This is a genomic window from Peptostreptococcus canis (assembly GCF_014229965.1).
Classification (GTDB): Bacteria; Bacillota; Clostridia; order Peptostreptococcales; family Peptostreptococcaceae; genus Peptostreptococcus; species Peptostreptococcus canis.
In genome coordinates this window covers 201769-223723 of record NZ_JABGBW010000001.1, presented here as the reverse complement: position 1 = coordinate 223723, position 21955 = coordinate 201769, and the positions used below count along the sequence as shown (strand labels likewise).

At 29.8% G+C, this 21955-nt stretch carries 19 protein-coding genes; 5 read left to right on the top strand and 14 right to left on the bottom strand.

The features are described 5' to 3' along the window. Positions 1-495: 495 nt before the first annotated feature. The 3 genes from HLB29_RS01125 to HLB29_RS01115 all read right to left on the bottom strand — a co-directional run bounded on the left by HLB29_RS01125 (position 496) and on the right by HLB29_RS01115 (position 2872). Positions 496-807, bottom strand: a complete 312-nt coding sequence (locus HLB29_RS01125) for a YbjQ family protein (RefSeq protein WP_185623320.1) — start codon at positions 805-807, stop codon at positions 496-498. Next, positions 788-1015, bottom strand: coding sequence for a hypothetical protein (locus tag HLB29_RS01120; protein WP_185623319.1), 228 nt, complete (start codon positions 1013-1015; stop codon positions 788-790). The genes HLB29_RS01125 and HLB29_RS01120 overlap by 20 nt, the downstream gene beginning before the upstream one ends. A gap of 189 nt (positions 1016-1204) precedes the next feature. Then, entirely contained in the window at positions 1205-2872 is a 1668-nt protein-coding gene (locus tag HLB29_RS01115) for an SWIM zinc finger family protein (RefSeq protein ID WP_185623318.1), read from the bottom strand. Positions 2873-3204: 332 nt separating this feature from the next. Here HLB29_RS01115 and HLB29_RS01110 point away from each other — a divergent pair, with 332 nt between their 5' ends. Beyond that, positions 3205-3780, top strand: coding sequence for an NADPH-dependent FMN reductase (locus HLB29_RS01110; RefSeq protein WP_185623317.1), 576 nt, complete (start codon positions 3205-3207; stop codon positions 3778-3780). A 43-nt stretch (positions 3781-3823) separates the two neighbouring features. Continuing rightward, positions 3824-4519 carry a 2,3-diphosphoglycerate-dependent phosphoglycerate mutase gene (gpmA, locus tag HLB29_RS01105; RefSeq protein WP_185623316.1) on the top strand — a complete coding sequence of 232 codons (696 nt, stop codon included), beginning with the start codon at positions 3824-3826 and terminating at the stop codon, positions 4517-4519. A gap of 231 nt (positions 4520-4750) precedes the next feature. Here the strand turns inward: gpmA and HLB29_RS01100 are convergent, their stop codons facing one another. The 6 genes from HLB29_RS01100 to HLB29_RS01075 all read right to left on the bottom strand — a co-directional run bounded on the left by HLB29_RS01100 (position 4751) and on the right by HLB29_RS01075 (position 14690). Beyond that, entirely contained in the window at positions 4751-5308 is a 558-nt protein-coding gene (locus HLB29_RS01100; RefSeq protein WP_185623315.1) for a DJ-1 family glyoxalase III, read from the bottom strand. A gap of 229 nt (positions 5309-5537) precedes the next feature. Then, the gene (locus HLB29_RS01095; protein ID WP_185623314.1) at positions 5538-9773 is read right to left on the bottom strand and encodes a cell wall-binding repeat-containing protein; all 4236 of its coding nucleotides are present in this window, start codon (positions 9771-9773) and stop codon (positions 5538-5540) included. A gap of 172 nt (positions 9774-9945) precedes the next feature. After that, the gene (locus HLB29_RS01090) at positions 9946-10488 is read right to left on the bottom strand and encodes an MptD family putative ECF transporter S component (RefSeq protein ID WP_330604370.1); all 543 of its coding nucleotides are present in this window, start codon (positions 10486-10488) and stop codon (positions 9946-9948) included. 9 nt (positions 10489-10497) lie between these two features. Further along, complete coding sequence (locus HLB29_RS01085; RefSeq protein WP_185623312.1) at positions 10498-12207, bottom strand: ABC transporter ATP-binding protein; 1710 nt, start codon at positions 12205-12207, stop codon at positions 10498-10500. Continuing rightward, positions 12200-13939 (bottom strand): ABC transporter ATP-binding protein, encoded by a 1740-nt coding sequence (locus tag HLB29_RS01080; protein ID WP_185623311.1) that lies wholly within the window; start codon positions 13937-13939, stop codon positions 12200-12202. Before HLB29_RS01080 ends, HLB29_RS01085 begins: the two co-directional genes overlap by 8 nt. Positions 13940-14117: 178 nt before the next feature. Next, a complete protein-coding gene (locus HLB29_RS01075; RefSeq protein ID WP_185623310.1) occupies positions 14118-14690 on the bottom strand; it encodes a TetR/AcrR family transcriptional regulator in 573 nt (190 codons plus the stop codon). Positions 14691-14899: 209 nt separating this feature from the next. Here HLB29_RS01075 and HLB29_RS01070 point away from each other — a divergent pair, with 209 nt between their 5' ends. The 3 genes from HLB29_RS01070 to HLB29_RS01060 are packed head-to-tail and all read left to right on the top strand — an operon-like array spanning position 14900 to position 16348. Continuing rightward, on the top strand, positions 14900-15265 hold the full coding sequence (locus tag HLB29_RS01070) for a DUF3796 domain-containing protein (RefSeq protein ID WP_185623309.1): 366 nt from the start codon (positions 14900-14902) through the stop codon (positions 15263-15265). Then, positions 15258-15455: a helix-turn-helix transcriptional regulator gene (locus HLB29_RS01065; RefSeq protein ID WP_185623308.1), complete on the top strand. Its 198-nt coding sequence runs from the start codon at positions 15258-15260 to the stop codon at positions 15453-15455. The genes HLB29_RS01070 and HLB29_RS01065 overlap by 8 nt, the downstream gene beginning before the upstream one ends. Positions 15456-15475: 20 nt before the next feature. After that, positions 15476-16348: a M23 family metallopeptidase gene (locus HLB29_RS01060; protein WP_185623307.1), complete on the top strand. Its 873-nt coding sequence runs from the start codon at positions 15476-15478 to the stop codon at positions 16346-16348. 394 nt (positions 16349-16742) lie between these two features. Here HLB29_RS01060 and HLB29_RS01055 read toward each other — a convergent pair whose 3' ends face one another. The 5 genes from HLB29_RS01055 to HLB29_RS01035 all read right to left on the bottom strand — a co-directional run bounded on the left by HLB29_RS01055 (position 16743) and on the right by HLB29_RS01035 (position 21815). Beyond that, positions 16743-17492 carry an ABC transporter ATP-binding protein gene (locus tag HLB29_RS01055; protein WP_185623306.1) on the bottom strand — a complete coding sequence of 250 codons (750 nt, stop codon included), beginning with the start codon at positions 17490-17492 and terminating at the stop codon, positions 16743-16745. A 14-nt stretch (positions 17493-17506) separates the two neighbouring features. Then, on the bottom strand, positions 17507-19534 hold the full coding sequence (locus HLB29_RS01050) for an ABC transporter permease (RefSeq protein WP_185623305.1): 2028 nt from the start codon (positions 19532-19534) through the stop codon (positions 17507-17509). Between the two features lie 95 nt (positions 19535-19629). Continuing rightward, positions 19630-19869 (bottom strand): hypothetical protein, encoded by a 240-nt coding sequence (locus tag HLB29_RS01045; RefSeq protein ID WP_185623304.1) that lies wholly within the window; start codon positions 19867-19869, stop codon positions 19630-19632. A gap of 36 nt (positions 19870-19905) precedes the next feature. Beyond that, positions 19906-21171: an MFS transporter gene (locus HLB29_RS01040; protein WP_185623303.1), complete on the bottom strand. Its 1266-nt coding sequence runs from the start codon at positions 21169-21171 to the stop codon at positions 19906-19908. Continuing rightward, the gene (locus tag HLB29_RS01035; protein WP_185623302.1) at positions 21168-21815 is read right to left on the bottom strand and encodes a TetR/AcrR family transcriptional regulator; all 648 of its coding nucleotides are present in this window, start codon (positions 21813-21815) and stop codon (positions 21168-21170) included. Before HLB29_RS01035 ends, HLB29_RS01040 begins: the two co-directional genes overlap by 4 nt. Positions 21816-21955 lie beyond the last annotated feature (140 nt).

Below are 21955 nucleotides of genomic sequence, written 5' to 3'. Positions count from 1 at the left end.
CCTTGACTAAATTGGATGTTTTTTTATTTTATTCATGCTTAATCTCCTTTAAAATAATGTATTTAGATTATTAAAAATAATCTATCCTTTAACAAATCAAGTATTATTAAATTATGTTTTATAATACTGCGAATGATTAAAACGAATTCGCTTTATATTTGGAATTTACTTTTCTAAAAAATAATTCCTTTGAATATTTTAAATAAAATAACTATATAATGTCACATATCATATGATAACACCAATCATTCTATTTGTCAATTTATTCATTATATTTTAATCTTATTATGATGAGTGAATTAAAACTAAATTGCGATTTAATTAATTTAGTAAAAACATTATTGGATGTAAATTCAATCGAAAAAGGATGATAAAAAATAATAATATATTTTAAATTAACGAAATTACTAGAAAACCATTTAAACTTCATAAAAAAGCTGTATTTTGCTAAATATTAGCAAAATACAGCTTTTTATATTTTAAATTATATTATTTTTATAAAAATTTCACTGCTGTCCCATAAGCCATAACCTCTGCTGCCCCTTGCATGATTGCTGAAGTCGCATATCTTATGTTAATTATAGCATCTGCTCCCATTTTTTCAGCCTCTTCCACCATTCTCTTAGTTGCCAAGGCTCTTGCATCATTCATCATTTCATTATATGCTTTCAATTCTCCACCGACAATTGTCTTGAATCCTTGGGTAATGTCTTTTCCTATGTGTTTTGACTGAATAGTACTTCCTTTTACTAATCCCAACATTTCAAATTCTTTTCCACTTATATAATCAGTATTTACTAAGATCATCTTCTTCTCCTCCTTTGATTTCCCTTATTCTACTAATTAAAACACCAAGCATTACTCCTGATAATATAATCGATATAACTATATAAATAATCTTTGAAGGTGTGTTTACATTATTCATTAACAGATAAAAAATAACATTTCCCAATAGCCATACTATGACTATAATTGAAACTATTATTGGTGCTATCATTTTTTTACCATGATTCATAATTATACCCCCTAGAATTATTGTAGAGAAATTATATTATTCTAATACTTAAAATGTTTATTACTTTGAGTATATCACATAGTTTTATAAATTGTATATAATTTTTATATATTGTTTAAAACTGAATTTATAAATCAATTATTATAATATTATACAACAATCACTGAATAATTATAAATAATTCAATTATTAATGTACTCTTTTTAATTCTTCCATTAACGCACGTCTTCGTTTATATTTAACTTTCCAGTCGTTTACTATTTGATCTACTCTTTCTCTACCGCCCTCTATGTCTAACATTCTATTTAAGTAAGAAACCCACTGTCTATATGTATCTCTACTGCTTGTATGTGATGACATTTCAGCTAATAACTTGGTATAGAGATCCAGTGTTTCAGACGGATAAATGTCTTTCAATATACTTTCATGTTCAATCAACTTATATACACTACTGCTTGTTAAAACATAATCTAACAATCTTTCATAACATCTTTCTTCTTTATATAATATATCAATATTGAAACTATTTTTTAAAATTAAAAATATATCTTCACGCACAGAGTTCCACTCTTCCGGAGTATATTGTTTTTTCAATTCATTAAAAAATTCAAGATTACCTATATCATCCCTAATAATTAGATACCATAGCTGTTCTTTATACAATTTGATGTTTCCGGTCTTTTTATATATTTCCTTTAACTCAATACGATATTTCTTTCTTAAAAACATATTATTTTCATCTAATATCAAAGATTCCTCCAAAACTCGAATGGCCTCTTCATAATCACTTCTTTCTATACATTTATAAATATAATATATTCGTACATTCGAGTTATAATTATACTCCTTGCAAAACTCAAATATATCGCTAATACTATAATTCAACTTTTCCATAATTTCAATATAGTATAATGCCCATTTACCTACCTCATAATCATATTCATACTCTTGATATTTCACTTCTTCAAGTTTTAATTTCAAATATGCGAGTTTTTTCACTAAAAATTTTTCTTTATTAAAATACTTCATGAGATATTCTTCAAAAAAATTTTCATAATAAACTTCCAAATTTGTCAAATTTCCTATGAGTTTTTCATATATTTTTTCCTCTGTAGCTTCATCAATATTATCACATATTTTTTCCCATATTTTTTCATATCTGTACTCAATTCCATATCTTGCTCCACCCGAATCATCCACTTCTATTTTTGAAATTTCAGTAAAAATATAATAACTTAAATCAAAGGCATCAAAGTACAGTCCGGATTTTACCATTGCATCTATATATTCATCAAAAAAATCTTCAAGTTCAGAATAAAAATCAAATGAGCCATAATATGAAATATATTCATCATCATTTAAATAGCTATCTATTATATTAATAACCCGTTCTTTATAAGAATTCATATCTAAATTGGATAATTTTTTTGGTTCAACTAATAATTTAAACCTCAAAAACAAACTGCTATTGTTTTTCAGAACATAACTAAGAAACTCTTTGATTTTTTTCTCATCTGCAAGATTAATTAGTCTGTTAATTTCATCAAAATCTTCCGCTTTATTCATCTTATCATCAATACTATTAAACCTGCTGTCACCTGATTTATAATCTTCCCACTCAAACAACACTGCTGCCATATGTTTACAGTTATTCATATCTTGAGCATATGGGCAAGAACAATACATACTTTTTATCGCATCTTTGTAAAAACGAATTTCAACATCATAATCTTCCGTTCCATTAACAACCGCAGTTATTGTATCCCTGTCGAATTTGAAGTCACATATAACATCATCGCAATAATAGTCGTAACCTCTTTCCAAAATGTGATGACTAAAATATCTCTTCCAATACATATTTTCCTCCATTCTTTATTATTCAAAATAGCTTTTTAATAACTCCCCTTTAAAATAAATGAATTTTTTATAATATTATATATCAAAATCAGCAAAAATGTCGTATAATAGCAAATATTTTTCTATTATGATTTAATATTGGCTACTATAAATCTTTCTAGTCATATGCCTTAGGAATTTCCTGGAAGTTTGGCACCCTATTTTGTAACTTATGAAAATCAAAATATATTTAATTAAACATTGAAAAAATAGAAAATATATGATTAAATGTAGTTAATAATATATATCAATTACGATATAGATTAGAAAATAAAAAGAAGGAAGGTGTTGTTATGCAAAAGAAAATAACTATATTAGTTGGTAGCTTACGTAGGGAGTCAATTGCACGCAAAATAGCAAAAAATGTTATAAAATTATTTCCAGATGGCTATGAAGCAAAGATTTATGAAATAGGTGACTTACCGCTATACAATGCAGACTATGATAATATAAAAGAAACTTATGCTCCATTACCGGAGTCATATACTCGTTTTAGAGAACAAATCAAATCTTCGGCAGGTGTACTTTTTGTAATCCCTGAGAATAATCGACTTGTTCCGGCAGTAATCAAAAATGCCATTGATATCGGTTCTAAACCTAATGATGATGTTGCCTGGACAAAAACACCAACTGGTATTATAAGTCATTCAGTAGGTGCAATGGGAGGATACAGCTCTCAAAAAACATTAAGGCTTGCTTTATCATACTTTAATATGCCTATCACAGGACAGCCAGAGGTTTTTTTAGGTAAATCCGCTCGGTATTTTGATAAGGATAGCGAAGAAATAAACAACACAGATACTCTAAAATTTTTACAAAAATATATTAATGTTTTTGTCGAATTAGTAGAAAAAAATCCTAAAGAGTAAACAAATTTTGATATACATATATTAAAGAAAAGAGTGTGTTTAAATGAAATTAGTGTTAGTACGACATGGTCAAAGCGAGTGGAATCTGGCTAATCTATTCACCGGATGGACAGATGTGGATTTAAGTGAAAACGGTGTTAAAGAAGCAAAACTAGCCGGACAGTTGATAAAGAAAGCAGGAATTGAATTTGATATTGCTTATACTTCTGTATTAAAGCGTGCAATAAAAACTTGCCAGTATATTTTAGAAGAATCTGACCAACTTTGGATTCCTATGGAAAAACATTGGAGACTGAATGAACGTCATTATGGTGCTTTGCAGGGATTAAATAAAGCCGAAACTGCTGAGAAATACGGTGAAGATCAGGTTCATATTTGGCGTAGAAGTTATAATATATCACCTCCTGAAATGGAGCCGGAACAGGGAAAAGTATTTCGTTCTGACAGAAGATATTCTATGTTAGATGAAAAACTAATCCCTCTAACTGAAAATCTGGAAATCACTTTGGAGAGAGTTATGCCTTTTTATGAAGATCACATCGCCCCCAATCTAAAACAAGGAAAAAATATTTTGGTAGCTGCACATGGAAACTCCTTGCGAGCATTGTGCAAGTATTTAGAAAATATTTCTAACGAAGTAATTCCTAGTTTAGAAATTGCGACAGGACAACCAATTGTATATGAATTATCAGATAAATTGGAAATTATAAATAAAAAAATATTAACAACAGACGAATAAATTTGTTATGTATAATGCTGATAGTAATAAATCCGAAATTGTTGTAGACAAAGGCGGAAAAATTTCTATTGGCATTATTATTTTGTAGAAAAACAATTCTAAAATTTTTTTGTATTTTGTATATAATATCTTACAAAACCCGGTATACGAAAAAACACATAGCCAAAAGATGTTTTAATAATCTTCAGTCTATATGTTTTTAAGATAAAATTATACTAATTGAAATTTCAATTAACTAAAGTTAAATAAAGTTTCTTTAGATATAGTATTAGCCTTTTCTTCACCTTCAATCAATTCTACCAATTTAATCGCAAAAGAAAATGCCGTTGAAGGTCCTCTTGATGTTAATACATTCTTATCTACCACTACCGTTTGTTTTACATATTCTTTATAACCGACATCTCCCTCGCACCCGGGATAGCAAGTACCCATAATTTGAGGTGCTATCTCCGCTTTATTAAGAATAATTGGTGCGGCACAAATAGCAGCTATCACTTTATTCGGTTTTTCATAAAAATACTTAAAAATATCAATTACAGTATTATTATCTCTTAGATTAGTTGCTCCCGGTAATCCGCCCGGTGCTATAACAGCGTCATAACTATATATATCTATGCCCTGAATTTTGATATCTGCTTTAAGTTTCACTCCATGTGCTCCTGTAACATCTAGACTATCATTTATACTACACATATCCACATGAATATCTGCTCTTCTAAGGATATCAACTACTGTAAGAGCTTCTATTTCCTCGAAACCATTTGCCATAAAAACAATTGCTTTTTTCATAGAATCACTTTCCTTTCTTTTATTGTTGAAAACAGGTTAAACTTTTTCTATTTAATCTAGAACTATCATTTTTATAGATAGTATTTAAATTATTATACATCATTTTATAACAGTTTATCAATGCTGAAGATATACTGAATCTCCATTTTAATAGAAAGTTTTCATTTATAAAAATGCGGGTAGTCAAATTGACCACCCACACCATTTATAGCCCTTAAAATTACCTTTGCTATTTTTTATTTATTAATTGCTTTACTAGATTATTTGAAATACTATTTTCTCCACCTAAAACTGTAATATCTTTATTTTGAAATTTATCTAGCATTTCTTTTATCTTAGGGTTTATATCTTTCTTTTTAACAAGAATTCCGGCTGCATCATTTTTACCCGCTAAGCTGGAGCCGCAAAGAGCATCCGCATAATTTTCTCCACTAGCTACAATTATTTTTTTGCTATTTGGATAAAGTTTATTTTTAATTTGTAATGCAGTGTCATATCTGTCTTTTCCTGAAATCCTTGTTACTTTTTTAAACTCTTTTTCGACCTTTTTACTTACGGAATTTTCTCCACCAATAATAATGGCTTCATTTATACCATTTTCTTTAAGAAAATCTTTACTGTAATTTATATCATCAAAATTTGAAAGTATTATAGGTATTTTGTTTCCATACGAGTATCCTGAAATAGCCAAAGCATCTGGATAGTTTCTTCCATCTGTTATTATTACCTTATTTGATTTCGGATTCAATTTAACAATTTTTTTGGCAATATTTAAAGATGTTTTGTATCTGTTATTTCCAGATATTCTTTCTATATCACCTAAATTAGAATAAAACTTATATTCTTGGTTTGAAATGGATTTTTCTCCACCTACTAAAATTATCTTACTAGCACCAAGTCTTTTTATTTCCTGTTCTATTTCACCAGTTACTCCTTCTTTAGTCAAAAGTACAGGTGCATCCTTAATTCCTGCCAAAGCTGATGCGGCTAGAGAGTCTGAGAAATCTTTTCCAGTTGCTATTACAACAGTCTCCGCCTTTTCAAAAGTCTTCTTACTAATTTCTATTGATGTGTAATATCTATCTTTTCCAAATACCCTAATTCTATTTATTAATTTATCTTCAAGGTCATTCTCTTCGTTATATATGTCGGACTTATTATTTGATGAGTGACCAGGTTTAGATATATCTTCAATATTATATACTAAAACAATTTCACCTTTAGAATTTATTAATTCCGGTATATTTTTGTCATAATAATAGTGTATACTATGTCCAAAATCTTCTCTACCTTTTACCAGCTCATCGCTATCACCTAGTTTGTAGCCTAAAAATCCACCTTTATACTCTCCATTTTCTGTATATATAGGTAACATATAGTGGAATACATTTGGTGGTAAATGTTTATATGCCTTAATACTTCTAGGCTTTATAATATCTTTTCCCGACTTATTTACATGTCTAACAGTTACATCAATAAGTTTATCATCAAGAGTAATTTTATCTTTGTAGTCATCATTTACAACATTGGCTGTAACTGTCACATCTTTATTGAAGTTTACTCCATCCGCAGCTACTTCATACTTATATACTCTACCATCGTGACCCTCTTTTGGCTTATATGCATTAGGCAAAATAACCTCCATAAGCATATTGTTACCCTTTCCAGTCATACCAAAACTCTTGCCATCTTTCATTCCATCAAGCATAGTCATTAGAATTCTATTACCTGAATCATGAGATGAATCATATATAGGTGATAAGTAAACACCATTTTCATCAATAAATCTTATCCTACTTTTGCTTGCATCTAAATTAGTTCCACTTATCCATAAAAGGGTCTTTTTAGATTCCTGGTTTGTAGGCAGGTTAGTATGAGTGATATCTGCGCTTTCACCGCCACCTTGAGTACCATAAGATTGAATTTGTATAAAATCTATCGCAGGTTTCTTTGTATCCGCTCCTTCAGGAAAAACAGCTATTATACTCTTCTTGAATCTATCCTCTAATGTTGCTCCTAGAGTTGAATAATAATTAGCACCACCATTAACAGAAACCATAATCGTATAAGTTTCTAATGATTTACTAGTATTTTCCGGTGCTGTAAAAGTTATAGTTTTTTCTTTATCACTACCCTCTATTTTAAAATCTTTGATTTTATTATTTTCTTCATCACTAGAATAATATATGTCTTTCTGTTTATTATTCTTTTGAATTTTGAACTTCAAATTTTTATTTAAATTATGCCCCTTCAATTCATAAACAACCTGAGAATTTTTAGATGGATTTTGATATCCTTTCGTAATCTTTGATTCCAATACTATCGCATCGTCTTTAATGACTTCAGATGTAAATTGTTTGTTTGGATTTTTTTTAGCATCCATCAAAGTTCTCTGATCGACATAAATTTTATATGACTTATTCATATCAGCGAAAACCGCTGAGTCAAAGGTCAATTTAATAAAGTTCCCTTCGACTTTCACCTTATCTTTATCTAAAGCTTTGATATTCTCATTTATAGTAATACCTTTTTTAATAGAATCTTCTTTATAAGGGAAAATATCAGTGTAAAATTCCATAATCAAAGTCTTATCATCTACTATAAATGATTTTTTAGGTACTATAATTTGAGGTTCATTAGTATTTGCTCCTTCAATTTGAGAAAATTGAATTTCCCTAATTACTCCATCAGCTTCGACCACAAGCTTATACTCGGTATCTCTTTCTACTTTGTTTAACCTAATCTTAGCTGTTTTGATTTTATCATTTCCTATAAATTCCTGTTCTAAGCTATATGAATTTTTATCTAATAATATACTCTTACCATCACTTATATCAAAAAGTTTTAATTTAATATCTTTTGCACTGTTAAGTCCTACACCTTTTAAAGTGATTGTTTGTTCTCCACCTTTAAGGCTTAACTCAGGAAATTTAACATTTAATTCTTTTATTAAATCTTCCTTATTAATAATATTAGCACCCGATACTTTTACTGTAACTAAAGGATTATCAAGTTCATTTTCTTTTCCTTTAGGCTTTACATATAAGTAATATATCTGCTCTTTAGATGTAGTATTTTCAGGAAAAGTCACTTTTATAGTTCTTTTAGCTTTTTCGCCACTTACAATATAGTTTAAATTTATAATTTCCCCATCTAATTTTGAAATAAGTATTATATTATCATTAGAAGGTTTGTTTGTTACTACAACACCAAATGATAAATCACCCGCTTTGGCTTCAAGACTATATTCTTTTTCATTATTTGGAGCCAAACCTATAGAAAAATCTTCTCCACTTGGAGGATTAACGGCTTTACTTGATTTCACAGTAATTATCTTATTTTTGAATAATTTATCATCTTTACCCTTAAATTTAAAATTATATACTATGTCTTTATCAGTATCATTTTTAGGTAGATTAGCTGAATAAATATATTTTCCATTAAGATTATTTAAGTTACCTTCAATAGTACCTTCATCAATTTTTTCTCCATTTACCAGAACTTCTCTTTCTATCTCTGAATTAGAGTTATTGTTTGTTAAAATTTTAAGTGTAATATTTCCGCCTTTTGAATCAAGCTCAGAATTTTTGGAAGTTACCTCCTTGACAAAATCATCTTCGGTTGGCTGAGGACTGATATTTTCTCCAGCTAGTACCTTAATTTCTAAAGTTTTCTTTTTTCCACCTTCCAAATAAAAATGAACCTTGTAAGAATAATCGTCTCCCAAAGTATTTTTATTTACTATAATTTTTGCACTTGCAGGGATAGTATAAAAAGGATCTAATATAGAAACCTGTAAATCAGGTGATTTTTCATTTGTTTTTTCTATATCATATTTTATAACTTCTTTATTAAGCTCTTTACCAAAAATATTCACATCGATTTCTCTGCTTGTACTTTTATTATCTATTGTAACAACGGATTTAGATAAACCAACAATTTCTTGTTTTTCAGTTTTCCCAAATACAGTAAATTTCAAAATATTTTTTGAATCAAAACCAGGATCTTTTTTCTCTTTAATATAAATTTCATAAATTTGGTCTTTATTAGTCTCGTTTTTATCAAGTTTTCCATTGAATTCTATTCCATCCATAGCTTGACCATCATGAGCTATAATTGTGGAAAATTTATAATCTATTTTTTTTCCATCTTTAAAAACCAGATACTCAATATCACTTGCATTTAAGTCAACTGAATCATATCTGAACTTAAAAGTTCCTCCATTTTCAGAAAAACCTCCCTCATTATTTGATGATGACGGTTCTTCAAGTATAACCTTATATCTGGAATTGTGTCCTACTTCCGGTTTTGAAGTAAGATTTTGATTATCTCTAATAGATATTACTTCGTCTTCTTTAGTATTTTGCAATTTTTCCGTACCTAATTGTGCATTTACCGGCACGCTAATAAATGCAGATGTAAATACCATTACAAATGCAAGTAAATTTGATAAAAATTTTTTCATTTTTTTACCTCTCCTTTTATTTATTGATAGTTAACTATATTATATATCCATATTTATATTTAATATATATATTATAGTTATTTTAAATAGTTGAGGTATGTAAAATAGATAATATATTAGTATCTTCATCTAAAATAACTGATACAAATTGAAAATTTTAATTCAATGAAGTTTAAATCACTCCGGCTTTTTTAAAATGCTTTTTAAGAAGCTTTATTGCAATAAATGCACCTATACAAGCAAGTATAAAAGTTAAAATTCCAAACCCTATTGTCCATGATACTGAAAAATAAGAAATAGCTTGATTAATTTGTTCCTCTGACATTTTCCACTTTGTTGCTCTTTCTACAAATGATGCCGTTCCAAACAAAAGTATTGGTACAACAGTACCTAAAAAATCAGCCAATGCAAATAACCCATATCCTAAAATTATTCTTCCTTTATTCTCGTAATTTCCAATAACAAAATCACAAATAACTCCACCTATCGCTGCAAATATCGAGTGCGGTATATGCCCACCGGATAAAGCAACAAGTCCTAATAGTATTCCTGATATTGTAAATACACCTTTCTTTTTTATCTTTACGCCCATCAGTAAATAGCTGATTGCCGCAATCATAAAAGCAGTTCCCGAAGCTACAAATCCTCCAATTATCGTAGTAGATAATACAAATGCAACTGCCATATAAATTACAATTCCTATTGCATTAAATATACATCATAGTTATACCTCATACTGTGCTTTCCATAATTTTGTATAATAACCGTCTCTTTTAAGAAGTTCTCCGTGTTTTCCTTTTTCAAGTAAATTACCTTTTTGGAATACAAGAATTTGATCTGCATTTCGGATTGTCTTTAGATGATGCGCTACAACAAGCACCGTTTTATTTTTTGCAAGTTCTGTAATAGCATCTTGTATTAATGACTCATTTAAGGGGTCAACATTGCTTGTCATTTCATCAAGAATTAAAATTGGCGCGTTCTTTAAAAAGGCTCTTGCAATAGATATTCTCTGCCTCTGTCCTCCCGATAAAATCCCTCCATTTTCTCCAATATCCGTTTCGTAACCATTCGGTAATCCCATAATAAAGTCATGTATTCTTGCTTTTTTAGCAGCTTCAATAATTTCTTCTTTCATTGCATCTTTTTTCCCCACCCTGATATTTTCTTCAATAGTGTTATCAAATAACTGAACATTTTGCATCACAATACTGATACGATCCAAAAGCTCATCATAAGGAATATCTCTAATATCTACACCACCAAGTGTTATTTTTCCCTGCTGTACATCGTAAAATCTTAAAAGCAGATTAGTTATAGTAGTCTTTCCACTTCCGGATTCTCCCACAAATGCCGTCATTGTTTTTTCATTAATATCAAAACTTAAATTATCAATTTTAAATTCATCTTTTTCATAGGAAAATCCTATATTTTCAAAGGCTATATCATTATGTTTTGGTACAATTCCGTCGACCTTATCCGGTATCACATCTGCATATAAAATTCTTCCTAATCTCTTATAGGAGTCTACTGCTGATATATAATACATATAATGCTGTTCCATTGAAGCATATGGCTTATAGAACTCCTTCGAAATAACGGCAAAAATTATAAAATTCAAAATATCTATTTTCCCATTTATTACAAATACAGTACCTGAAATTAACAGAATTAAATAGCCCATATCAAGCAGAAATCCAAATACGGAAAGTTGCTTTGCTTTAAATTTTGATGCTTCTTTACTTGTTTCTCCAAATTTTTCAGTTCTTCTCATTAAATCTTCATCTAAACTCTTGTTATTTGAAAAACTTTTTAAAACCGGTATTCCTCTGATATATTCAACAAACAAGCTAACCATATCCAATAGTGCCAAATTGTTTTTGTTTTCAATCCCCTTTGATCTTTTAATAGTCATAACTAAAAATACAAGTGCAATTGGAACTGATACAGCCATTATAAGTGCCAACTCTGTATTAATACTCGCAAGTCCTATAAATACAATCGTTGAAATTAAAAAATCTCCAATCATTCTTGACCACATATGCCCTACAACCATAGACATATTATCAACATCCTTGTGGAGTATCATATTTATTTCCCCAAGTCTTTCATTAGTATAAAATCCCAAGCTGAATTTTTTTAGCTTAATAATCATCCGTTCTCTAATCTGCTGAACAATATCAAATCCTGCACTATGTTTTTTTAAATCCGCAACCATATTACAGATTCCTTTGAATACAACAAAAAATACAATGGCAATGAAATATTTATATAAACACTCTAAACTTGTTCCGTCAAATATTTGAAATAATATTGAAAAGACGATGACAATCATAGCTATGGAACTTAATCCATAAAGGGCAAAGAATATGCTTGATATAACTAAATCCCTCTTACCTGTTTTTGTAAGTAATTTCAACATCTCTTTAAACATTTTCTCGTCCCCCTTCTTTCAAATTCCATTTGTCAACCCTATTTTGAGCTTCTACCATATCCCGATAAAAATCACATTTGCCCATTAGTTCTTCATGCGTTCCGGTATCAAGAACAAGACCTTTATCCATAACAATAATTTGATCCGAATTCCTAATTGTATTCAAGTGGTGAGCAATAGTAATGACAGTTTTATCTTTGCTTAAATCATCAATCGCTTCACTGATAAGATTTTCATTCTCACTATCTACCGCTGCCATTGCTTCATCTAAAATAAGAATAGGGGAATTTTTAAGTATCATTCTCGCAATAGAAATTCTTTGCTTTTCTCCGCCTGAAAGTTTTACTCCCATTTCTCCCACTCTTGTATCATATCCATTTGGTAAAGATTCTATAAAATTATGGCATCTTGCTTTTTTTGCAGCCTTTATTATCTCTTCTTTAGTGGCTCCAGATTTGCCGATTGCTATATTTTCAAAAATGCTTAAATCAAAAAGGATTACCTCTTGCTGAACACTTCCAATCAAGGCAGATATACTTTCAGCACAGTAGTCTTTTATATCTTTTCCGTTTATCTCAATTTGTCCGCTGTCAGCATCCCAAAATCCCATCAGCAAATTTGAAACCGTACTTTTTCCGCAACCACTTGCTCCAACAAAAGCGTTCAAACTATTTTGTTTAAAAATCAGATTGATATTTTTAAGTTGAAAGCTATTTTTACCATATGAAAAATTTACATTCTTAAATTCAATATCTCCAAATTGTAAATCTCGTTCTGATTTCTTATTAGGAATTGGAACAGTTAGAACTTTGCCAATTGCCTTCAGTGCCTCTTTAAATACAATAGAAAAATGTTGTAATGTAGCCGTCTTGCTTATTGATGCAGTAAATGCGGAAGATAATATGATTGCAAGTATAAATTCAGGTGTTGTAATGCTTTTTTGATAAAGCAATATACTTCCCAAAATCATAACAACTACCACACCAATTTCCATAAATATATCAATTAATCCCATTGGTATGGTAACGCCACCCATGCTTTTTTTTAGATAACTTACATAAGATCTTGCGGTTTTCAAGGTTCTCTCGCTAAATGTTTCTTCTTTAGCAAAAGCTTTAATAACGGCAATATTTTTTACATATTCCATCAATTCTTCACGCATTTTCATTTCTTGATTAAAATAAATTTGGAATCCTTCTTTCATAGTTTTTGCTGATAACACTTTTACCAAATACATAAACGGTACTCCAACAATCATTCCAAGTGCAAGTCTATAATCTACAAATATCATCGCTATAAAAATTATTATTGGCAGAAGTGTAACAGACATAATTTCAGGAAGCCCATGAGCAAGATAAACCTCAATCTGCTCGACATCATGCTGGATAATATTGGTAAGTTCTCCAGTATTGTGCTCTTTAAAAAAACCTAAATTTAATTTCTTAAGGTGTTCTATTATATTCAATCTAAGTTCAGTTAATTTCTCATAGGCTTTTTCATGTGCAATCTTGGTAGAAAAGTAGTAGAAAATTCCTTTTAATGCAAAAGACGTAAACATTGCGAGAAAAATATATTTAACTTTTTCTATTTCTACATTTTTTGTAATTAAAGAACTGATAAGATAAACAAGTAATACTTGTGGTATTAAATCAAACACTATTTTTAATGTTAGAATCAAATTGGATAAAATATTTTTGCCAACGACACTTTTTCTTAATTCCTTTTCAGGCATAACAATCACCTCTTTCAAAATTGAATAATATTGAATTTTAATTCAGTTTTATTTTTTAAAGTAAGACTTTGCGTTAATTTGCAAAGTCTTTTAATATATAGAAATTATAATAAATCCGATTGTTAATACATCGGCCACAATATAATATTAATTTAAATACACTTCTTAGTGCGACATTTTATAGCGACTCTACTCCGGTATAATAACACTGAGCCATCAATTTCAGCATATTTTCAGCCCATTCCTTGCTTTGATAATGCCTTGCTATTTCAAGAAGCCCTTCTGTAAAATTGCTCGCTAAAATATGTGCAAGCATTGGATCATATTTCTCTTTCGCTTGTCTTTTAAGACTTATATCTATGTGTTTTTGCATTTGAGCGATAAGTTCATGCTTTGCTCTTTCATGCCTTGTTCCCGAACTCTTATCCATTAAAATAATAAGTCTTTTGCGTTCCTTTAGTAATTCATGAATATATTTTTCTCCAACCTCATAAAATCTTTCAGATGCTGTTCCCTGATCTAAAGCTTCTTCCTCATAAATAGCTGAACCGATATTCAAATATATAGAATCTACTATTGCATCAAATAGCTTTTCCTTATTTTTAAAATAAGTATAAATAAGAGCAACAGGAATATTTGCCTCATCTGCTATATCTGTCAGCTTTGCACTTCGATAATCTTTTTCATAAAAAACTTCCTCGGCTGCATTGAGTATTCTATTCCTGATCTCTTCTTTTAATACCTGTGCCACAATACCCCTCTTTTCCATTTTTAAAACTGAATTTATATTTAATAATAAACCAATATTCAATATTTGTCAAGATGACTTTTGAGTTATTTTAAAATATTAAAAAATAATTGCAAAAGAAAAAAATATGTGGTATATTTATAACATAATGAGATGTATTTATCACATAAGTAAATTAATTTATAATATTATAGACAAAATGGGAGACTTTTATGAAATTAAATAAATTAGCTTATAGCTCTTTGGGACTTTTATCTCTATTTGGATTTTTAGGATTTATAACAACAAATAAATTTTTCTTTGCATTTTTTGCTTTTGCAATTTATTTTAAATATTTTTTTATTCAACCCGATGAGATGATGGAAAAATACATGAATAAATCAGCTGCATATGCTTTTTATTTGGGGTGTTTATCTTTACTTCCAGTTACAATAATATGTTTTTTTATATTAGAAAAAAACATAGCAAATTCATTAATTATTGCGTTTGCAGTAAATTGGATTATTTCTATAATAGTTTATTCTCTTTTGACATCCTACTATGAATATAAAGAAAGCAAAGGACTAGAAAATGATTAAAAATAGAATTAAAGAATTTAGAGCTATTCACAATATGACGCAAAGTGATTTAGCAAAAAAAGTGAAAGTTAGAAGAGAGACTATTGGAAATCTGGAAAAAGGAAAGTATAATCCATCACTTGTTCTCGCATGGAATATTGCTGATGTTTTTGGAGTAAAAATCGAAGAAATTTTTACTGTTATTGACTAATATGAAAATGGAGGGTTGAAATGAGAAGATTTATCAAAATTGTCGAAAAATTAAAATGGCTTGGTTTACTAGGACTTCCAATTTTTATATCAGATAATTCAATTTGGAAAATGCTATGGTTATTTTGGCTATTTGGTATTTTAGAATTACTTTTGAAACTTCCACTAACAATACAATCATTTGAACAATTATTATCAATGCTCATAATACCTATTATTGATAATCCATTACCTAGCTTAGAAAATTATCGAGGAAAAATAAAATATTCTCTTCCCTTAAAAGGTAATTGGGTTGTAGTAAATGGTGGAGTTACCAAGGATTTTTCTCATTCTTGGTCTATTAATTCACAAAGGTATGCTTATGACTTTATTAAATTAGACAAAAATGGAAAGAGTTACTCGGGAGATAAAATGAACTTAAATTCATACTATTGTTATAATGAGGATATTTTGGCTCCTGCTGACGGATTAGTTGTGAAAGTTTACAATAATCAAAAATATTCAAGCATTATGCAAAACAATGGTACAGATCCATTAATAAAACATTTAGCCGGCAACCATATTGTTATTAAGCATAATAATAATGAATATTCATTTTTGGCACATCTAAAACAAAATAGTATAACAGTCAAAGAAAATGAAGAAGTAAAGAGAGGTCAAAAAATAGCCTTATGTGGAAATTCCGGAAATACTACGGAACCTCATCTTCACTTTCAAATACAAAACAGGAAGAGTTTTATTTTTTCATCAGGAATACCAATTTGCTTTAAAGATTTAGAAATAGCAGATACAGTAAATTATAATGTATATGATGATAGAGCTTTACCAAAAGAAAAAACTTATAATGATAGTTGTCAGTATATTTATCGAGCTCAAACTGTTTCTAATAAGTAAAAAGCGGAAACAAACAATTAGAAATTTGGGATCCATTTTTAGAGAGTTGTCGATCATTTTTTTCGAAAAACGTATTAGTTATTAGTTTTAAAACTGGCTATAAATTGATTTTATTGATATGCAAAAATTAAGCTATATTATAAAAACAGGAGAGCTAGGTTTTTTCTAGTCCCTCCTGTAGTAAATACTTAAATTTTAAAAACGTCCTAATCAACAACCATTCATAAAAAGCTAATTTACAGAAAAAAATTCTATATACTTTATTTTGGATTCCTTTCTGATAAAAATATATTTTGGTTTATACAAATTTGTTATTTCCAAAAATGTATTTATAATCGTCAGAATCACATATCACCTGATTGTAAAAGTCATGTTATTATATAAATTATATAAATCAAAAATTCATCTTATTAAGCCATTCTCTCATCTTCTCACTACGAATATCTTCATCATTTTCGGTGTACTTACCTAAAGATAAAATTTCTTTAATCTGACCATCTTCAAGATAAATTATCCGGTCAGCTCTCACGGCAACCTTTGCATCATGAGTAACAATCAAAATAGTAGTTCCTCTCTTATTAATTTCAGTCATAACTTCCATTACTTCCTGTGTTGCAGCAGAATTTAACGCTCCTGTAGGTTCATCGCCAAATAATATATCTGGCTGATTAATCATAGCCCTACAAATAGCAGCTCTCTGTAATTGTCCGCCGGAAACTTCTCTTATATCATTTTCAGCCACTCCAAAAATATCAAGTCGTTTCATCAGTTCCTTTGCATTTCCTAAAATCTCTTTGCGACCTTGCTTACCAAGCTGAAATGCAGGAAATATAATATTATCAATTATCGGCAGGTTTTTAAGAAATGTCGCCTTTTGAAAAATAAATCCCATATGTTTTAACCTTAATTTTTCCATATCGTTGTCATTTAGATTTATCATATCATTTCCATCAAAAATCACATTACCGAAAGTCGGTCTATCCATTCCGCTTATACAATAAAGCAGAGTAGACTTGCCACAACCCGATCTTCCCATAACAGATATAAATTCACCCTTTTGGATTTTAAAAGAGATATTTTTTAAAATTTCATTATCATTATAATCCTTACACATATTAACTATTTCAAATATACTATTTCCCATCTCTTTTTCCACCTCTAATCATTTATATAATTCATAACATCTATTTTCTTTATCTGACGCAACATACACATACCTACAAAACCCAAAACACTTGTCAAAATTAATGGAAGAACCGCAAATTGCCATATTGGAATGTCGACAAATATAAATTCCTTTAAACCCATTCTAAGAATTGTAAAAATACCACTAATTAACTGTTCGCCAAACAATTCGGCCAAAAATACTCCACAAAATGAACACACACTTCCAACACACAATATCGGATATAATTCTTGTTTCTTAATTGAAGATAACGGAATACCTATAGTTTTTTTCAAAGCTAAATCACAACCTTCTCTAGTCAAAAGTAACTTTATAAAAAGCATCATAATTAAACAACTCAAGCTAATTCCAATTATAAATACGGCATAACCTGCCCGTCTTATTTGCGAAGTAACATTTCCCAATGTTTGATTTAGAAATTCGCTCATATCTTTAGTACTGTAACCACCTCCGAGATTCTTTCTTAAATCATCGGCTATTCTTGACGCATCATCACCCGTTAATTTAATTCCATAACTATATTTCACGGATGGAGCTCTTAAAAACGGATAAGTGGTTTTAGCAGTTTTACCGCCACTGGTAACATCCTGATATATTCCGGATACTACAAATTTTTTACTTTTACTCCCATCTACAATTTCAACATTATCTCCGACATCTTTTTTAAGTTCATCCGCTGCTAAGTATGAAAGTGCTATTTCATTATCTTTATTAGGAAAACCTCCTGAAAGATATTTTAAACCTCTTCCCGCATTTTTACCGATACCTACATGTAGTCCCAAAATTTCACCATTTTCAGAAGTACCCTGTAGACGAACAATACGCAACGTATCAATTTCTTTAACCATCTTATTATTTTGCAAAATATTATTCGCTCTATTATTTTTGATTTCTATATCTTCACCTTGCTCTACTTCCACCAACAAATCATATTCCGAACTTCCCATATAAGTAACAAACTCATTATGCCCCATAGTCTGCACTGCTCTATACGGCAACATTATGAAAAAGCTGACAATAAGCATCAATATAAAGACAATTCCATATCCATGCCTAATTTTGTGTAAACTTACTAAAAAATCGAAAGAAAACAGCCTACTCTTTCCAATTCTATGAGTAGATCTCTCTTTATTGTTGAAACCTTTTTCAGTTACTAGAAGGTCAACGATACTTACCTTTGTTAATCTTTTTAAAATTATTTTTGAAAAAACAACTATCATAAAATATATGATTACTACAATTAAAACTGTAAATAGAATATTTATTACTTCCAATTTTTGGTTACCGAATGTACCGCTTAAATGTTTATTAATCATAATTGAACTCAGTAATGCAATCAACAAACCAAAAACAGAACCAACGAAAGCTATTATTTTTATCTTTATAAGATATAAATTACAAATGCCACTTTTAGGAATACCTATAGCCTTCATTGTTCCTATTTCCCTCATATCCTCTTCCAAATCGGCTAAAATTGAGTATCTTAAACAGATAAAAGAAATAACAATCAAAAGAATTCCCGTAAGCGAAAAAATCAACGATATAAATATATCCGTTAAAGCACTTAAAAGAAAAATCATTGTGTATGTAACAGCTTGTCCATTCTTGGGCAAATTAAGAGAACTTTCTTCATATAGGTTTTGATAATCAGAAGCCTGTGCTTTATCAGAGAACCATGTTTCTATCATATATTCTTTTTCATATGATTCCCCAAGTAAGTCTTCAAAATCAGGGTCACTTATTAAAAACCTTGTAGAAGATGTCAATGTAGAAGATGTCAATGTAGAATTCATTTGTCCGTCATAAGCATATGAGCTCACCTTATATTCTTTTTTCATCTCTCCATTTGCAAGAGTTAATGTATCTCCAATATTAATATCAAAACTTGATGCTAAAATAATAGGAACGGCAATTTGTCCTTTGTTTAATTTCAAAGGTTTTCTATCCTTATCAAGCAAAACATCATATTGTTTATTTTGTTTTACAAAAGCAATATCCAATCTGCATTCTTCTAAAGAAGCCTTTTTGTCATTTTTATTAGAAACTGTAATCTCATTACCATTGATATTAATGAGTGTAACAGTCTGAGAATGATCTATCCCTGAAAATCACTATTAAATTTATCCAAATTTGACTGCGATATTTCTCCCTTATGAAGCTGTAAAAAATGAGGAGGATTTGCTATTCTGTACATAGAAGAAATAGAAGTAAAAAGCTGTGTTAATAAAATAGCTACTGAAATCGCTACAGCAACTGACAAAGTTATAAACATCAACAATATGACATTACTCCATGTATTTTTCTTAAAATCATTTATTAAAAGTTTTCTATACATATTTGCTCCCTTAAATATTACACTATCAATTATTATCTAATTACTACAGTTAACTTCCAGCTCCAGTATATTTTTATTCTTTCCAATCAAAAATGTTGCTATAAGCATACCAATTCCGGATATAATCAACATAAATCCAATACCTCTACCCTGACCTACTCCAATAATACTTCCCACACTTTTTGCCAAAAAACCGTCCTTTAATAAAAAGGGCTCAAAGATATAATCTGCCATTACACCGCTTAGAGCATATGCGATTGCAGTTCCCGCTTGAGAAAGCAAACTTATAATACCCCAAACTCTTCCCTGAATTTCATTTTCCACATTATTTCTGACCAAAACATCTGCAGAAGCATTGATGAACGGAAGCGAAGTAAAAAACAAAAACATACCTATTCCTGTTATATATAAATAGGCACTCATGCCTGTCATTGCCATAAATATAGATGCCGACATTCCCGCCAAACTTAAACAACGAACATACTTATTTTTAATGCCAAATATCCCAATAATAACACTGCCTACAAGCATTCCCATAGCGCATGCAGATTCTAAAAATCCCAATATTTTTGCATTACTGACAGCAAGTATCATTGGAATAGCAAGATTTTGAACAAAACCTATAAAAAAACAGACTGCAGACATCAGTATAACCAAAGTACGAATACCGGTATGAGATTTTAAGATTGCAAACCCCTCTTTTATTTCAATTAACATACCTCTATTTTCTTTTTTCAAAGGTTTAGCTATCGATTTTCGAACCAGACTAATAGTTATAACTGTTACAAAAAAAGTGCAGATATCCAAAATTAAAATAAGCCTTATATCATATATCGTAAGTAACATTCCGGCTAAAACCGGAGAAATGAGATATCTTGAATTTGTCGCAATTTGTATCATTCCGCTGGCTTTTGTATAATCCTCTTTTGGCAACAAGTCCGTAATAGTTGCTTTAAATGACGGTTCAAGTAGCGCAACGAAGATTCCATTAAAAGTCACCCCAATAATAATAGGAACTATACTATTTATTCCAATATGAATATTCCAAAGAATATATACCACACCCAAACCCGAAAATAAGTCACCAATAAGCATAAGCATTCTTCTATCATAACGATCTGCAAGTACACCGCCCAGTGGACTCAATAAAATAGTCGGTAAAAACACTGCCAAAACAATAACCGATACAGAACTTACACTACCGGTCATCTCAAAAACATAAATTGACAATGCAAACGCAGTCATTCCACTGCCTATACCGGAAATTAATTCTCCAATCCATATTATCATAAACTTTTTCATAAAGCCTCCCCTCCGCCGACCTCATAAATGGCAGCCAATTTTGACGAGATTTCATTATTACTTACACCCAATATTTTTTCTGTCGTAAAGAAAAGGGCTTGGAATATAAGTTTTTCCTTTTCTCTGTCAAAATTAAAAATACCGTCATCAAGGAGAGTTAAAGCAGACGACAATAAAATCTGCATGCATTGCTCAGGATATGGACAATTAAAGATACCGGACTTATTGCCCTCTTCGACAATATCAGCAAATACCGGAGTAAGCATATTCAAAATTGAAACCAATGTCTTCTGATGAAGCAGTGCATTATTTACCTTATGCATCTCTTCTATCAATATATCGGCAGACTTATCATCTAGTCTGATTGCCATCATAATTTTAATCATTCTATCGACAGGAGAACTTTGCTTATCCTTTGCAATTTCTTTTACTCTTGTAAAAACCGTTTCCGATAATTGCTCCACACCCGCATCCAGAACATCTTCTTTTGATTTAAAATAATAGTAAAATGTTCCCTTCGCAATGCCTACAGCTTTTAAAATATCATTTACACTACACGCATCATATCCCTTTTCAATGAATAAATTTATAGCAGTTTGTATTATTTCATTTCTACGCTCATCATATTCTTTTACAACTCTCATTTCATTCTCTCCCTGTATCTGTTTATATTTGCTAATTAATTTTATACGTTATTTTTATAGACCGACCGTCAGTCTATAATCGAATTATAATCTTTCTTACGCAATTTGTCAATACATAAAAAGACTTCTTGTTGTTATTC